Below are 16,074 nucleotides of genomic sequence, written 5' to 3' on the forward strand. Positions count from 1 at the left end.
GCTCCGAGGCGCTCAGGCAAGCGCGGGCAGAGCGGAAACCGGATGCTCAGGGCCGGGGATGCGCGGCGAAGAAGCGCCACATCTCACGCGTCGCATCCAGGTCCTTCGTGGTGTAGCCCAGCCCCGGAATCTCGGGGCCCCCGGGCCAGGTGTGGCCGCCGCCCTGGACGCCGCAGCGGGTGACGGTGGCCCCCTGGGCGCACGACTCCCAACTGACACAGGTGCTGTCGCCGTTCTGGAAGGTGGTGCGCGGCTCGCCGGTGCAGCCATCGCGCGCCACCCAGCGCGCCACGGTGTCCGTCACGGAGGGGTAGGGGCCCGTGAGGAAGAAGGCCGTGCCCCCCTGCTCCTCGATGGTGCGATCCTCCGAGCCGTGGAAGTGCATGACCGGCACGGGGCGCGTGGGCGAGCACGGCGTGGCGCTCTCCACACCCGCCACGGGAGCGATGGCCGCGAACTGCCCGGAGCGCTCGCAGGCGAGCCGGTAGGAGAAGAACCCGCCATTGGAGAATCCCGTGGCGTAGACCCGCTTCGTGTCCAGACACACCTGGGTGTCCAGCTCCGCCAGCAGCGTGTCCACGAAGCCCACGTCATCCACCTGGGCGTCCCGGGCCGGACCACAGCAGACCCCCGCGTTCCACGCGCCCGCCGCACCGAACGACGGATCCGGCTCCTGGCCGAGATCCGCCGCCGCCAGCCCGCGCGCGTACACCACGAGGAACCCCTGGGCATCGGACTCCTCGGACAGGTGCGTCAGGACCCCCATCTCCTTCTCGTTGGAGCCAAAGCCGTGGAAGGCGAGCACCACCGGGGTGGGCCGGGTGGGGTCATAGCCAGGCGGCACGTGGAGGCGGTAGTTCCGCGTGCGCTCCTGGTGGGTGAGCGTCCGGTCATGGGTTCCCGGGCCCAGGGGACGGCCCGAACACGAGGTGTGCTCCGGCAGGACCGCGGGACCGGAGGGGGCGCGGGTCGGGGAGTCACAGGACAGGAGCAGGCACAGCGGCGGGAGCATCAGGAGAGCGCGCATGCCGCCGCCTTACTGAATTCAGCCCACGGCCTCAACCGCCCGTCGCCAGGGCGCCTTCCACCACCGAGCGCGCGAGCTCGTTCGTGCGCTCGTTCTGGTACTGCTCGTAGGTGCCGAAGGCCGCGCCACTCAGCCGACCCTTCTGTCCCTGTTCGAGGTATTTGCCTGTCAAGGCGCCGCCCGCCAGCGCGGCCTACGCGAGGAGCTCGAACTGCCCCAGGTCGTAGCGGGGCGTGGTGAGGTGCCACACCAGGCTGCCGCACACCCACTGGGCGCAGATGTTCCAGAGCACCTCGAGCGGACCGGGGCGTCCCGGCCGCAGGGCGCGCAGGGCGTCGTAGCGGGTCCGGTACAGGCCATTCAGCGCCTCCGCGTAGGGCCGGGGCTCGGGGAAGTAGGCCTTGAGGTTCAGGTGGCCCTGCTCCTGGGCTTCCTCCTTGGACTGGGACAGGGCGTCGTTCTGCAGCGCCACGAGGTGGGCCGCGAGCTCCTTCATCCGCTCGCCCACGATCCGCTCCTCGGGGGACAGCGTCAGGCCGGAATAGGCGAAGCAGAACTCGACCTCGGGCCGCATCCCGATCGTCAGGGCCCGGTTCTCCAGGTAGCGCGGCAGGGTCACCGTCGGATCGAACTCCAGCAGGAAGCCCTCGAAGTAGCCGCGCGTGTCCTGGATGAGGCGCGACGTGTCGATGCCATCCGTCTCCAGGTCCTCCAGGATGACCCGCAGCATGGCGTTGAGGGTGTTCACCCAGCGCGTCTGGCTCTGGTGGCCGCGGTCCTCGAGCCAGGCGCACAGGTCGCGCACGACGTCCGTGCGCTGCTCCGGGCTCAGCTCCTGGCCGTCGACGAAGGCATCCAGGGCGAAGAACCAGTCCATCCGATCCTGGCTGTTCTGCAGGTAGCGCACGGAGCGGGTGCTGCACGTGTAGTAGGTCAACAAGTCGAAGCCACCCCGCAGCAGGTGGGGGCGCAGCCGTTCGAGCTCCGGGAAGTCTCCGCGCGTGGCGAGCCCCAGGGAGACCGGGGTCGTGCTCGCGATGACCTGATACGCGGAGAAGTCCACCGGCCACTCGATGCGGTGGCGCGACCCGTCGATCTGGAGGTCATACGCCACCGAGTCGCGCCGCTTGAGCGTCTCGATGAGGGAGTCGATCCGCTGGTACCGGGTATCCAGGACGAAGGGCGGCACCGGGGGCGCGGGGGTTACGGCCGTCAAGACAGTCATCGCGAAACGCCTTGTTCGAAGGAAGGGGCGCCCTCTTACACGAAAACCCCGGAGTTCCACGATGGCCCCCCCCCATTCGATGCGCCGCCCTACGGCGGGCAGGGGCTCAGCCCGCGTGGGTCGCGAGGAGCTGCCGTGAGGCGAACTCCGCGATCATCACGGTGGGTGCGAGCGTTCCCGCCGAGGGGATGGTGGGCATGATCGACGCGTCCGCGATGCGCAGGCCCTCGAGGCCGTGTACCCGCAGCCGGGCATCCACCACCGCCTCCTCGCCAGAGCCCATCGCGCAGGTGCCCACGGGGTGGAAGTAGGGCGAGCTGCCGCGGCGCACGAAGGCCACCGCCTCCTCCCGGCTCAACCGTTTCGGCGGGGCGACCCAGCGGTGGGCGATCTCCCGGAACGCGGGCTGCGAGGCGATGTCGAGCCCGAGCTCGAGGCCGGCCACCAGGGCCTCGACGTCGGCCTGCTCGGCCAGGAGGTGGGGTTGGATCTCCAGCGGCCCGTCGTGCCGGGCCGTCTTCATGCGCACATGTCCCCGGCTCTGGACATGGACGAGGCCCGGCGCGAGGCAGAAGGAATGGGGGGGCACCGGGTATTGGGCGGCGATCTCCGCGGACACATAGGGCAGCTGCACGGGCACGAACATCAGGTCCGGCACCGGGAGGCTCGCGCGGCTCTTCCAGAAGAAGGTGCTGTCCACCAGGTTGTGGTGCGGGGGCGGCAGGGGCTGCTTCGCCTCGAAGCAGAGCCCCGCGAGGATGACGTGCTCCTGGAGGTTCTGGCCCACCCCCGCGAGCGCGGCGGCGACCGGAATGCCGAGCCGTCGCAGGTCCTCCGCCGGGCCGATGCCCGACAACATCAGGAGCCGAGGGGTGTCGATCGTCCCGGCGCACAGGATGACTTCCCGGGAGGCGTGGAGGACCTGGCGCTCGCCGTCCATCAGGAGCTCGAGCCCGGTGCAGCGCGTGCCGGACAGCGTCAGGGAGACCACCTGGGCCCCCGTGAGGACCGTCAGGTTCGCATGGCCCCGCACGGGTTGCAGGAAGGCGCGTGCGGTGCCGCAGCGGGTGCCCTCGCGCACGTTCATGTTGATGGGGCCCACGCCCTCGGGGTGGGGGACGTTCACGTCCTCCAGGTACGGCATGCCGTAGGTGCCGCACGCGTCGATGAGCGCGGCGGCCACGGGGTTGAGCTGTCGGGCGCGCTCGATGCGGATGGGGCCGCCCGCGCCGCGAAACGCACTGGCGCCCCCTTCCCAGTCCTCCGACTTCTTGAACAGGGGCAACACGGAGTCGAAGTCCCAACCCGCGTTGCCCGCCGCCGCCCAGCCGTCATAGTCGGCCCGATTGCCCCGGGCCCAGATCATGCCGTTGGTGCTGCCCGAGCCGCCCAGCACCTTGCCGCGTGACAGGAAGAGGGCGCGGTTGTCCACGTGGGGACTCGACTCGTACGCGTAGGACCAGTCGTGCGCCGCGCCGATGTTCTCCAACCACCGGGCGGGGTGCGAGATGCTCGCGATCCCCTCGTCCGATCCTCCCGCCTCGATCAGGAGGACCCGCGCGTCCGAACCTTCCACCAGACGCCGCGCGACCACACACCCAGCGGTCCCCGCGCCCACGATCACGTAATCGAAGTGTCCCTGCTCAATCTTCATGGCCCCAGTCTACGTCAGGGCACGGAGACACCGCCGGCGACCTGACCCAGGGGGATCCAGCCGCCGTAGTTGACGCCCCCATTGTTGTCGCCTCCCGCCCAGCCGTAGACGGAGGCGGCGTTCGTGGACGCGTTGCCCACGACGTAGTCGGCGTTGCCATCGCCCGTGAAGTCCGCGAACGACACCAGGCTGGCATTCGCGGTCACCCCCGGCGCCGTCAGGCCGAGCCCGAGATAGCCGCCGTACCCATCGCCTCCGCGGTTGAGGTAGGTCAGCACGGCGCCCTTGGCGTCCAGCATGATGTAGTCGGCCCGCCGGTCACCATCGAGGTCGGCGAAGCGCACGCGGCTGGCATCGGAGGTGGTGCCAGGCGCCACCTGGCCCAAAGGCAGCCAACCTCCGCCCCCGGCAATGTCGCCCCCACGATTCAAATACACCTGGACCGCGCCGCTGGCCGAGAGGGTCAGGTAGTCCGCCTTGCCATCCCCGTCATGGTCGGCGAAGCGCACGCGGCTGGCATCGGAGGTGGTGCCGGGCGCCACCTGGCCCAAAGGCAGCCACCCCCCGCCCCCGGGAATGTCACCTCCGCGATTCAAATACACCTGGACCGCGCCGCTGGCCGAGAGGGTCAGGTAGTCCGCCTTGCCGTCCCCGTCGAAGTCGGCGAAGCGCACGCGGTTGCCATCGGAGGTGACGCCCGGGGCCACCTGGCCCAGGGACTGCCAGCCCCCGCGCCCGTCGCCTCCCCGGTTGAGGAAGACGGACACCGCGCCGCTGCTCGAGAGCGTGAAGTAGTCCATCCGGCCATCGCCGTCGAAGTCCGCCCAGCGCACCTTGCCGGTGCCGGACTCGGTGCCCGCGTTCAGGGCGCGGCCTCCCGCCACCCAGCCGTCCGTGAACGCCTGGTTGAGCACGTCATGGAAGGCCTGGGCCATGCGCGCATAGCCCGCGTCGTTGGGGTGGAGCTTGTCGGGAAGCTCGGCGGCGGTGAGCGCGGGCGGCTGGACATAGCGGAACTTCTTGCCCGCCTGCCGCAGACCGCTCTCCATGGCCTTCACCTGGCTGTTGAACGTGGCGGCCTGCGCCTCGCGGCCGACGGTGGTCGGAATGAGGCCCATCACCAGCACGGTGATGCCGGGCTTGTTGGCGAAGATGCGATCGATCAGCACCCGCAGCCGGGCGGACGCGTTCGCGGTATCGACTCCGCGATTGAAGTCATTGATGCCCAGGTGCAACAGGACGACGTCCGGCCGGGCCCCCGTCATCCAGCCGTCGATGCCGGCGCGGATCTCATCGATGATGTAGCCGCTGTGCCCCTCGTTGGCGAGGTCCGGCAGGTTGCCGGAGGCCTGCGAGCCCACGTAGGTCACCGAGAACCGGGACTGGTTGGCCAGCAGGTCCACCAGGGGGCGCCGGTACGACGAATGGGTCGGGCTGCCCACGCCAAAGGTGATCGAGTCCCCGACGGGCATCAGCCGCAGCACGGGCGGCGCCGCCACGGCGCTCGCGGACGTCAGTGCCAGCCCCGCGCTCCCCACCAGGGCCCAGGCGCCTCGGGTTGCCCGCGTCATCCACTTCATGGCCATTGTCTTCATCCCTTGCTCCTCGTGCCGTGATGGGGAACACCCGACGCGCGCACCGCATCGAACGCTCCCACGCCCATCCCGGCTATACCATGAAATCGCGAATTTCATGACTGGAGGGGACGGCCGTTAGCCCGTGCCGGGAAGTCTCCTATCCTGCGCCCCGTGCGAATCGCCCTTGTTCTCCTGTGGGCCGCGTTGAGCGGATGCCAGCCCCGTGACGACGCCTCCGCGTCGAGCCCCGACGCGAAGGCGCCCGCGTTCCGCTACCTCCATGCGAGCAGGACCGTGGCGGGCGAGGCGTTCGCGCTCGGGTATGGCCGACCGGCGGTGATGTACCGCGTTGGACGCGACGGCGCCCTCTCGCCTGTCGGAACAGTGGACCTGGGCGGCCCCGAGGGCGGTATCGAATACGCGCCCTTCGCGGAGACGGATGCCATCTGGTTCCTGGCCCCCGGGGCCGCGGCGGCGGTGCACTGGGACGGCGGCACGGCGACGCGCATCGAGCTGGGTGACGCGCCCCAGGTGACGGACTGTGACGGCTGCCGCCTCGAACTCGTGGGGCAGCGGCGCATCGTGCCCGGACGCGACGGCGGTGCGGCCGTGGTGCGCAACTTCGCCGACCCCTCGCGGGCGCACCGATATTGCGAGGTCGTGCGGGTGGCGCCCACCGAGGTGCTCGCCCGGGACGTGTTCCCCGGCCTGTGCGCACCGGTCGGGAGGTCGGGCGCCCCCGCGGTCATGATCACCGACCAGGAGCGCACCGTGTTCCGCGTCCTGGACGAGACGGGCTGGTCGAACCTCGCGGTCCCGGGCGTGAGCACCTACGAGGGCTGGGTCGATGCCGAGGGCTCCCTGTATCGGGTCGACCGGGACAAGCTGGAGCGCGTCGGCCTCTCGGCTTCCGACCCGGGGTCCGCGCTGTCCTTTCCGGGGTATCGCCTGCTGGCCCTCTCGCCCGCGCGCGCGGGCGGCCTCTGGGGCATCGTCCAGGGCGTGCGGGGAGGGAACCCTGAAGCGAAGCCCCCGAGCGTGCTGGTGCGGCTCGAAGGTGGCCAACAGACGAGCACCTCCCCGGCGCTTCCGGACGCCTCCGCCTGTACTCCGGCGGCACCCGAGGAGCTCGCGGACGGGCGGGTGGTCGTGCCGTGTCGCGGGTGGGACGGACGGGTGAACGCCGTCGACGTGCTGGTCCAGGGGCAATGGCAGAAGTTGCGCTCCGCGGAGCAGGAGGCGGAGCGCATCCGGGTGGAGCAACTGGCGGCCTCGCGGCGGCTCGCGCGGAAGTTCGCGCCCTGGCTGACGAACACCTCGCCGCTGAGCCTCGTGGGCCTCCATCTGCTCTTCATGGGCATCCTGTGGCTGATCTCCCGGACCGTTGGGCGCGGGGCTCCGGCGCCGCGCCGCTGGGGCTGGCTCGCCGCGCTCCTCGGTGGGGCGGCCGGCCTGCTGTTCGGCTTCTTCGAGCAGTTCGCCTCCGGATGGTGGCGCAACGACTCGTTGTTTCCCTCCTTCGCGGCGCAGGAGTGGTGGCTCGCGAAGTTCACCGCGACGGTCGCGGGGGCGTCTCTGGGCGTGCGGCTGTCGCGTCTCGGGACGCGGTCTCCCCGGTCCACGCGGTCTCCGCCGCCTCGGCGCGTGGCCTCGCCTGGGCGGCCGGGCTGGCGCATCACGGCCCGGACCGTCCGGAGCGTGGGGCTCGGGGTCGTCCTCGTCGGGGTGGCCGCGGCCATCGGTCTCGTGCTCACGCGCGACCCCTCGTCCTTCCGCTCCGAGCAGTTCCTCATCGCCGGCCGCCTGCCCAAGGACTGGTCGAGCCGCGAGAGTCCGGGGACGCTGGGGTTCTCGGTCTCGCGCACGCACGCGCATGGCCGGGGCTCGCGCGGCGCGGCGTGGGTGAAGGGGGTGACGGTCGATCCGGAGGGCACCCTGGCGCGGCTGCGCGACCCGTCGTCCTCGGAACAGGTGACCGAGGTCATGATCGATGCCCAACCGGCCCTGCGCGTCCAGAAGGAGACCCGGCGCTCCTACTACGTGAAGAACCGCAGCGGGGAGCTGCTGGTCATCCGGTTCGAGGAGGCGACGCCCGTCGAGGAGAGCGACGCGTTCATGGCGAGCCTGCGTTTTCTGCCGGGGCGGAAGGTCGACCCGGATGCCCGGTTCGAGCTGAGCGGCAAGGTCAGTCTGCTCGAGGGCGACTGCATGCCGCCCGCCGAGTGCAAGCCGCGCGGGGTGCGGCGCGAGCTCGTCATCCGTGGGGCGGGGCCCGAGCTGTCGGCGGGGGAGGTCGTGGCGCGCGTGATGTCCGACGGCGACGGGGACTTCGCGCTCGAGCTGCCGCCCGGGCGCTACCACCTCTTCGCGATCGAGGACGGCAAGGAGTGGTGCAGGCGCTCCGGCGAGTACGGGCGCTGCGGTGTGCGGATCATCGACCGGGACATCGAGACTTCGGTGGTCATCGACCGCGCGGGCCACTGAGCGCGCCTCTCTTCGAGGCGGCTTGGTTCGCTCCGTTTTCGTGGTTCTGCCTCACTTCATGTGTTTCGCCTGCGGCGGGCACCCAAGCTGCTTGCGGGCAACCGGGCGAACAGGCGCAGGATGCACGCGAACTGGGGAGAGCCACAATAGCGGATCAGTCTCATTCCGCGCATGAGTTCAGGATGACGGTGCCTACGCGTGGACGTTCATCCATGTAGACGGCGGCGTCCAGGACCAAGGGCATGGGGAGGGTCATCGATCTCAGACGGAGTGTCCGACCACCGCTGTAGGCCCCCTCTGTACGAAGTGTCCGTACGGGGTGCCGCAGTTGATGCGTAGCGCGTCCCTACGCAGTGGTACGCGAACTGCACACGTTCCTCATTTACAGCTAGTCTCTACCCCCTTGGAACGATGGAGCACCCATATGGAACTGAACCTCAATCGGAATCGGTTGGCTCTCGACCCTGCAACCAGGGCTCTCGTCGATTACCTCAAGGCGAATGCAAACCGCCTGAATCTCGACAAGGCGCTCATCTATCACGAATTCCCTATTTTCCGGGATGCCGAAGGAGAGCTTGTCACCTCGCGACTGTTCCTCGTCTCGCCAACCCACGGGGTAGTCGTCTTCGGGACTTCGAACGCTACGCGTGTCGCGGAGCATGACCTTGGGAATGTCGAGCGCGAACTGGATGAGGTTTTCAACTCCATCTTCTCTCGGCTTCTGAGGAACAAGGCGCTGCGCAAGGGCAAGCGTGAGATCGTATGCCCTGCGGAAGCTGCGATTTTCGCTCCGTTCCTTGACGGTCAGCCGATTACGGACGAAGTCTCGGAGTCAGAACTAATCAGGTCTGATGACGAACTGGACTTGTATTTGCAAGACATCTCTGTGTCGCCGCTGGATGCAACCACCTTCACAGAACTTGTCGCTACGGTGGAGGGTGCAAAAGGTCTCGTCCGTCCGCAGAAGCGAGAGAGCGACGAAGCCAACCCCAATTCGAAGGGCGCACAGGTTGGGAGACTAGAAGCAGAGATCTCAAGCTTCGACAGAAAGCAGAAGACCGCTTACATGTCGGAGGTAACTGGTGCGCAGCGGATCAGAGGTCTCGCTGGCTCGGGAAAGACTGTGATTCTCGCCATGAAGGCGGCTCTTACTCATCTGCGCTTTCCTGACGCGACTATTCTTTATACTTTCTACACGAAGAGCCTTTACCAACACGTTAAGCGGCTTATCACGCGCTTCTACCGTCAGTTCAATGACGTGGACCCCGACTGGGGGAAAGTTCGGGTTCTCCACGCGTGGGGAGGCTCTAACTATGCTGGAGTATATTCCGACGCTTGCAAAGCATTCGGGCAGAGGACCTTAACCTTCTCGGACGCAACACGACAGCGGCCCGGGGATGAATTTGGGTTCATTTGCGCGGAGTTGCTTGCGTCAAAGAGTGTTCACCCGCTGTATGATTACGCATTTATCGACGAGGGGCAGGACTTTCCTGCCTCTTTTCTTCAGTTGTGCCGCGCACTAACCCAAGGCTCGATTGACATGACCTCAGAAGTCATGTCCAACTGAGGGGATGAGCGTCGGTCAGGCCACCCCGGAGAAGCTGAGGCAGGCGATTGTTCGGGCCTTCCACGAGGAGGACATGAGCTACGCGCGCATCGCCCACCTGCTGGGCGTAGCGCAAGCCACGGTCAGCCGAGTCCTTCGGCTGCATCGGGAGACGGGCGACGTCACGCCCCGGCCGCGAGGGGGTGGCAATTTCTCGCCTCTGCGAGGGGCGGTGGCCGAGCAACTCAAGCGCTTGGTGCGCGAGCGCCCGGGGGCCACCGTGCGGGAGTTGCTCCGCGAGCTGAAGGCGCGCACGGGCGTCGTCACCAGCCGCCCCTCGCTTCAGCGCGCCCTGCACCGGCTGGGTTTCTCACACAAAAAAAGTCCCTCGTCGCCACCGAGCGTGACGCGCCCCCCAACCTCTGGCGTCGTAGGATTATCGCCGCCCTGCTGTGCCTCGTGGATGCCCGTCGACTCGTCTTCCTGGACGAGTCCTTCTGCAACACCTGCATGACGCGCGAGTACGGCTGGGCCCCCGTGGGTGAGCGCGCCGTGGGTCTGCGTCCGGGCGGCTGGTGGACGAGCCTGACCCTGATAGGTGCCATCCGCCTGGACAGCCGCCCCAAGCTGATGACGCACCGCGGAGCCGTCAACGGTGCTGTCTTCCTGAGCTTCGTGCGTGAGCGGCTCTGCCCGTGGCTCAGGCCCGGAGACATCGTGCTGATGGACAACCTGGGCGCCCACAAGGTGCGGGGCGTACGCCAGGCCATCGCGGCCGTGGGCGCCTGCGTGGTGTACCTGCCCACCTACAGCCCTGACTTCAACCCCATCGAGCTGTGGTGGGCGGACCTCAAGCGGCATCTGCGCCGCCTTGAGCCTCGCGCTTTGGCTGACCTGCGCCAGACCGTGCGGCGGCTTCGCGCCTCAACTTCCCTCGCGAAGCTCTCCGCCTGGTTCCGCCACTGCCTTTCCTTCCCTCAGCTCAACTGATCTCGGCGTTAACTCGCGAGGACAAGTTTGTCTGGGCCTACGATGAGTTCCAAACCATTTTCAAGGCTCAAGCACCATCGATGGAAGACATTTTCGGTAGGACATCAGATGGGCGGTCGGCTGTTGAGTTGACCGAGGATGTTGTCCTTTACAAGTGCTACCGGAATCCGCGCGAAATTCTGGTCAGTGCACACGCAGTCGGACTTGGGCTGTATGGAAAGATCGTTCAGATGCTTCCCGATAAGGAGCATTGGAAAGATATTGGCTATATTGTCCGCAAGGGAGAATTGACCGAGGGTGTAGCGGTAGAGATCGAAAGGCCAGAAGAAAACTCCCTTACCTCGATCTCTAGTTCTAATTCTATAGATGAAATCATAAAGGTAAAGGTCGCAAGTAACCTCACCGAGGAAGTGGACTGGGTTGCCGCATCTATTGCCGACGATGTTGCGCAGGGGCTTCGGCCGGAAGAGGTTTTGGTGATTTGTACCGATAACCGGAACACCAATGCCTACCTTAAAGCGATTGGGGATCGGCTCATCGAACGTGGCATTGGAGTTCACAATTTTCACGCGGATCGCTACGGATTGGCTGACTTCACCAAAGAAGGGTATGTCACTCTGTCCACGGCTTACAAGGCAAAGGGGAACGAGGCATACATGGTTTACATCACGGGAATTGATGCAAACTTTGCCGCTCCCGATGTTCGCAGCCGGAATACGGTATTTGCGGCGCTCACGCGCGCGAAAGCCTGGGTTCGCATTTCAGGGGTGGGCGATTTCGCAGCAAAGTTCGCAAACGAAATCGCAACCTCTAAACAGAATTTTCCCTTCCTGCGCTTCACGTACCCAAGTAAGGAGCAACTGACCATTATGAAGCGAGACTTGGAGACTGGGGGCTCGCGCCGTCGTGAAATCGACCGCGCGCTCGATCTTCTGGAGTCTCAGCTTTCTGAGGAGGAGATCGAGGAGCTTGTCAAAGCCAGAATCCTCAGCAGAGAGAAGGCACGGACTTCTCCCAAGTAAAGGACCAGGGGACTACTCCGTGAGCCCAAATGATTTCGGCCCTCAACTCGTCCATCCCTGGAAGATCCTTGGCGACCTGGGACTCGCTGCCGAACGCATTTTTGAACCTAAGTACCCCAGTGGGCTACCAGCTCAACTGCGTCGGCTCGGCTACGCGGGAGCGTACCGGTTCCTTGTTCAAGAGAAATTATTCGACTTCCAGCTAATTGATGGCGCTCTTTTCCTCTTCCGAGCAGGCGTAGAGAACGGTCAGGAGCTTATATCCTTCTCCTACTATGAGGCTCCTTTCGCAGCACCCTCATATGAAGAGTTTCTAAGGGAAAATGGATTGGACCAAAGTGATGTGGGCGACGCTTTCATGGATGACTATGAACAGGTCCTTGCTGAAGCAGGACTTAAGAGTGCCGTCACGCCTATTCGCTATGACTACGACCCTTCGGCGTATCGCGAAGGCAGTCACCCCGCCTCTCACCTCCATATCGGTCACGAAAACGACATTCGTATTGGTACGGACCGAATTTTTACCCCACTCGCCTTTGTCGCTTTCGTTCTGAGGCAGTCTTACTGCAAAAAATGGCTAGCCCTAATCGGAGCGAGTTCTTCTCCCCCCCCTGGGCTCGCGCGTGCAGTGCGGGATGATCTTCGTGAGGTCGACAAGGCGTTTCTTCGCCCCCTAGACAAGTTGGAGGTTTTCCTCCGCTAGACCCTGTCTGACGGATGGGGCGAGGCCGGTTATTGAGTCCGCGAGGAGGCACACCAGCCATGACCTAGCGCTACGAACTGAACGACCGGCGGTGTGCAGCGATTGAGCCGCTGCTGCCCAATCAGGGGAGAGGGTGGGCTGGAGGGATCCATCGCCCCCCCGCTCAACGCCATTTCTTGGCGACTGCACACGGGCGCCCCCTGGCGCGACATCCCCGAGCGCTACGGGCCCTGGCAGACCGCCTACGACCGCTTCATGCGTTGGCGCCGCGACGGTGGCGCTGATCCGCTCTTGTGGCTCTCCCACAGTTTGTGTGCATCCCGTACGGACGTGGATGGTCGCGGGAGCGATGCTTATCTGTCCTCCAGCGGCGGCGCCCATGAAATGCGGAAGAGCCACTAAAGCGGAACAGTCCTACCTCCCGTGTAGCCGACTTACATGGGTGTCCACACCATCGGACAGGCCCACGTCAGCGACTCACGCGCAAAAAGCCATTTTCGTGGACGACAGACGAACAAATTGCGGTCGGACGTATCAGCCTGATATGTCGGGCTGATATATCGTGGTGGAGGAGGCGGTCTTGGCGAGGGAGAGCACCTGTCGGTTCGCCATCCTGGGGATGCTGTGCCGGGAGCCGATGAGCGGATACGACCTGCGGAGCGCCATCGAGCGGTCGGTGGGGCACTTCTGGCAGGAGAGCTACGGCAACCTGTACCCGACGCTGGAGCGCATGGCGGAGGAGCACCTGGTCGAACTCGACCCGGAGGCGTCCTCGCGCAGCGGGCGGGTCCGCAAGGTGTACCGGGTGACGACGGCGGGGCGGTCGGCGCTCGCGGAGTGGCTGCGGCGGCCGGTGCTCCCCCATGTCGAGCGCAACGAGCTGCTGCTCAAGCTCTTCTTCGGGGCCCAGGTGGGACCCGCGGACTCCCTCGCCCAGGTGGAGCGCGGGCGCGCCGAGGCGGAGGGGCTGCTCGCGGCGCTGCGCCTGCTCGACGAGAACGTCCGCCAGGCCCGGAGCGACGATCCGGAGTTCGCCTACCGGCACCTGTCCATTCGCGCGGGGCTGCTCGGGCTGGAGGCGCACCTGCGCTGGTGTGACGAGGCGCGCGAGGCGCTCCAGCGGCTCGAGCGGACGACGGTGTCGACGAAGAAGAGGGGCACACGATGAGCAGTCATTCGGAGGAAGGCGCGCGGCGTCCGCCCGCGCTCGTGCCGTGGCTCGCCCTGGGGGCGGGGGCCGGGCTGTTGATGGGGCTGAACACGGAGTGGGCCGTGCTGCCCGGCTGGTGGATGGGCGCCCTGTTCCTCTTCTTCTCCCGGCAGACGCGTCCCGGAGTGGGGTTCGTGGGGCTCCTGGTGGCGAACACCGCCGCCGCCGGCGTGGCGAACCTCGGGGTGTTCCCGGGCTCCGTGGAGAGTGCCTTCGGCATGGCGCTGGGGGGCGCGGTCGTCGTCGCGGGGGTGTACCTGGCGGACCGGCTCCTCGTGGGGCCGCGGGGCTCCTTCGTGGGGACGCTCTTCCTGCCAGCGGCGATGACGGGGGTGGAGTTCTTCAGCAGCCAGGGCAACCCGTTCGGCACCTGGGGCGTGCTGGCCTACACCCAGGCCCGGGTGCCGGTGCTGGTGCAGCTCGTGTCGGTGACGGGACTGTGGGGCCTGACGTTCCTCTTGGTGTGGTTCGCCACCGTGGCCAACTGGGCCTTCGAGCACCGGGCGGCGGGGCGCCGTGTCCTGCCCGGGGTGGCGGTGTACGCGGGGGTGTTGGGGGCCGTCCTCGGCTTCGGCGTGCTGCGGCTCGCGATGGCCGGGAGCGTGGGCGCGCCCGTCCGGGTGGCGGGCATCACCGTGGCGGGGGAGCTGGCCAGGGGCCGCGAGGCGGGACTGGCCCGGCTCATGTCGGGTGAGCGCTTCGACGCGGAAGCCTGGCGCGCCTTCGCCGAGGCCTCGCGCCCGGTGAACGAGGAGCTGCTGCGCCTGTCACGGCGGGAGGCCGAGCGGGGGGCGAAGCTGCTCCTGTGGTCCGAGGGCAACGCGGTGGTGCTGGCCGAGCAACTGGAGGCGCTCGTCGCGCGGGGCGGCGCGCTGGCGCGCGAGCGGGGCGTGTGGCTCGGCCTGTCGGTGGCGAGCTTCACGCCGTCGGCGGAGCGGATGCTGCGCAACGAGCTCATTCTGGTAGGGCCAGACGGCGCGGTGGCGTGGCGCTACGTGAAGTCCCGGCCGGTGCCGGGATGGGAGGCGGAGCACTCCGAGCCGGGCAGCGCGGAGCCGGCGGTGGGCCCGGTCCCCGGTGTGGGCGTGGTGGGCGGCGCCATCTGCTTCGATGGAGACTTCCCGGAGGTGTTCGCCAGCGCGTCGGAGCGAGGGCTCGAGCTGCTGCTGCTGCCGTCGAGCGACTGGAAGGGCATCAGCCCGCTGCACACGCGGCAGGCGGTGTTCCGCGCGGTGGAGCGGGGCTTCAGCCTGGTGCGGCAGGTCAACCAGGGGCTCTCGGTGGCGGTGGACGGCTACGGGCGCGTGTATGGCGAGCGGGACCACTTCACGGCCGAGGAGCGGGTGCTGCGCGCGGAATTGCCAGTCGGTCGGGTGCCCACGCTCTACGCGCGCATCGGGGACGCGGTGGGGCTGCTCTCCGGACTGTTCGCGCTGGGATGGGGGCTGCTGGCCGCCATCCGCGGGCTCGTCGCGCGGCGGCGCCGCGCCGTCCAGGCCGCCCGCGTTCAGTACGGGTAGCGCTCCGCCGTGGACCGCGTGTCACGGATCATTCCAGTCCACATGGCGGATTCAAGTATTCTGTGAATTCATGGTTTTTAAGGTATTGCTTGGAAAACAAATCTGCCGTACTGGAGTCGCTCTGCGGGAATGACCTTTTGCGCGGAGCGGCACATGCGGACGATGGCGAACGCGGTTCTCGGAATGGTGGTGGGCTCCTCCCTGGTGCTCGGTGGATGTGGCGCCGACGTGACCGGAGACGAGGCGGAGGCCGCCGAGAGCCTGGCGCTGGAGAGCAGCTGGGTCCCCGCCGACGCCCCCGTGCGCAAGGGCTACACCCGGAACGCCTCGGGCCGGCCGGTTCAGATGTCGTACACGGAGGTGGATGGGCAGGCCGTGGTCGAGGGCGACATCCTCGTGGGCTCCGTGCGGGAGGTCGACGCGCTCACCCGTGAGGTGGAGGCGGGCGGCGCGCGCTCGGGGCAGAGCGTGGCCATCACGGGCTCCAAGTACCGGTGGACCAACGCGCTGGTGCCGTACACGATCGACTCGGGACTGGCCAGCCAGAGCCGGGTGACGGACGCCATCGCGCACTGGCAGCAGAAGACGCGCGTGCGCTTCGTGCTGCGCACCTCCAGCAACGCCGCGAGCTACCCCAACTACATCACCTTCCGCACCAGCACTGGCTGCAGCTCCTCGGTGGGCATGCGCGGCGGCCAGCAGTTCATCAACCTGGCCACCGGGTGCAACACGGGCAGCACCATCCACGAAATCGGTCACGCCCTGGGCCTGTGGCATGAGCAGAGCCGCGAGGACCGCAACAACCACGTCACCATCCGCTGGGAGAACATCGAGGCGGGCAAGGAGCACAACTTCGATCAGCACATCACCGACGCGGACGATCTGATCGCCTACGACTTCGGCTCCATCATGCACTACGGCGCCACGGCCTTCTCCAAGAACGGCCAGCCCACCATCCAGACCAAGGGCGGCCAGAGCATCGGGCAGCGCACGTCGCTGAGCGCCACGGACATCAGCGCCGTGGGCAAGCTCTACCCGTAAGTGCCTCGCGAGCCCGCTTCCGTGCGCGCGGCCGGGGACTCCTCTTCGGCGTTCCGGGAGCCCCGGCGGGGTTCA

General features: G+C 67.2%; 15 protein-coding genes. 10 read left to right on the forward strand and 5 right to left on the reverse strand.

The window, feature by feature from the left end; genetic code table 11:
- Positions 1-46: 46 nt before the first annotated feature.
- The 5 genes from I3V78_RS09905 to I3V78_RS09925 form a co-directional block, all read right to left on the reverse strand.
- A complete protein-coding gene (locus tag I3V78_RS09905; RefSeq protein WP_239576371.1) occupies positions 47-1,027 on the reverse strand; it encodes an extracellular catalytic domain type 1 short-chain-length polyhydroxyalkanoate depolymerase in 981 nt (326 codons plus the stop codon).
- Between the two features lie 31 nt (positions 1,028-1,058).
- On the reverse strand, positions 1,059-1,199 hold the full coding sequence (locus I3V78_RS09910; protein ID WP_204486408.1) for a hypothetical protein: 141 nt from the start codon (positions 1,197-1,199) through the stop codon (positions 1,059-1,061).
- Positions 1,200-1,220: 21 nt separating this feature from the next.
- Positions 1,221-2,252, reverse strand: coding sequence for a terpene synthase family protein (locus I3V78_RS09915; RefSeq protein WP_204486409.1), 1,032 nt, complete (start codon positions 2,250-2,252; stop codon positions 1,221-1,223).
- A 106-nt stretch (positions 2,253-2,358) separates the two neighbouring features.
- Positions 2,359-3,906: a GMC family oxidoreductase gene (locus I3V78_RS09920; RefSeq protein ID WP_239576372.1), complete on the reverse strand. Its 1,548-nt coding sequence runs from the start codon at positions 3,904-3,906 to the stop codon at positions 2,359-2,361.
- A 14-nt stretch (positions 3,907-3,920) separates the two neighbouring features.
- Complete coding sequence (locus I3V78_RS09925; RefSeq protein ID WP_204486410.1) at positions 3,921-5,501, reverse strand: FG-GAP-like repeat-containing protein; 1,581 nt, start codon at positions 5,499-5,501, stop codon at positions 3,921-3,923.
- A gap of 153 nt (positions 5,502-5,654) precedes the next feature.
- On the opposite strand from I3V78_RS09925, the gene I3V78_RS09930 reads away from it, so the two are divergent.
- From I3V78_RS09930 to I3V78_RS09975, 10 genes are all read left to right on the forward strand, one after another.
- Complete coding sequence (locus I3V78_RS09930) at positions 5,655-7,967, forward strand: hypothetical protein (protein WP_204486412.1); 2,313 nt, start codon at positions 5,655-5,657, stop codon at positions 7,965-7,967.
- A 424-nt stretch (positions 7,968-8,391) separates the two neighbouring features.
- Positions 8,392-9,534: a DEAD/DEAH box helicase gene (locus tag I3V78_RS09935; protein WP_204486414.1), complete on the forward strand. Its 1,143-nt coding sequence runs from the start codon at positions 8,392-8,394 to the stop codon at positions 9,532-9,534.
- Positions 9,535-9,538: 4 nt separating this feature from the next.
- Positions 9,539-10,027 (forward strand): helix-turn-helix domain-containing protein, encoded by a 489-nt coding sequence (locus I3V78_RS40310; protein WP_204484413.1) that lies wholly within the window; start codon positions 9,539-9,541, stop codon positions 10,025-10,027.
- The gene (locus tag I3V78_RS09945) at positions 9,973-10,503 is read left to right on the forward strand and encodes an IS630 family transposase (RefSeq protein WP_204484412.1); all 531 of its coding nucleotides are present in this window, start codon (positions 9,973-9,975) and stop codon (positions 10,501-10,503) included. The genes I3V78_RS40310 and I3V78_RS09945 overlap by 55 nt, the downstream gene beginning before the upstream one ends.
- A gap of 80 nt (positions 10,504-10,583) precedes the next feature.
- A complete protein-coding gene (locus I3V78_RS09950; RefSeq protein WP_204486416.1) occupies positions 10,584-11,525 on the forward strand; it encodes an ATP-binding domain-containing protein in 942 nt (313 codons plus the stop codon).
- Between the two features lie 19 nt (positions 11,526-11,544).
- On the forward strand, positions 11,545-12,228 hold the full coding sequence (locus I3V78_RS09955) for a DUF2290 domain-containing protein (protein WP_204486418.1): 684 nt from the start codon (positions 11,545-11,547) through the stop codon (positions 12,226-12,228).
- 93 nt (positions 12,229-12,321) lie between these two features.
- Positions 12,322-12,630, forward strand: coding sequence for a transposase (locus I3V78_RS40455; RefSeq protein WP_204486420.1), 309 nt, complete (start codon positions 12,322-12,324; stop codon positions 12,628-12,630).
- 178 nt (positions 12,631-12,808) lie between these two features.
- Positions 12,809-13,396 carry a PadR family transcriptional regulator gene (locus tag I3V78_RS09965; protein WP_204486422.1) on the forward strand — a complete coding sequence of 196 codons (588 nt, stop codon included), beginning with the start codon at positions 12,809-12,811 and terminating at the stop codon, positions 13,394-13,396.
- Complete coding sequence (locus tag I3V78_RS09970) at positions 13,393-14,958, forward strand: nitrilase-related carbon-nitrogen hydrolase (protein ID WP_204486425.1); 1,566 nt, start codon at positions 13,393-13,395, stop codon at positions 14,956-14,958. The genes I3V78_RS09965 and I3V78_RS09970 overlap by 4 nt, the downstream gene beginning before the upstream one ends.
- A gap of 162 nt (positions 14,959-15,120) precedes the next feature.
- Complete coding sequence (locus I3V78_RS09975) at positions 15,121-15,999, forward strand: M12 family metallopeptidase (RefSeq protein WP_204486428.1); 879 nt, start codon at positions 15,121-15,123, stop codon at positions 15,997-15,999.
- The last annotated feature ends 75 nt before the right edge of the window (positions 16,000-16,074 follow it).

It is taken from the genome of Archangium primigenium (assembly GCF_016904885.1).
In the GTDB taxonomy this organism is placed as follows: domain Bacteria; phylum Myxococcota; class Myxococcia; order Myxococcales; family Myxococcaceae; genus Cystobacter; species Cystobacter primigenius.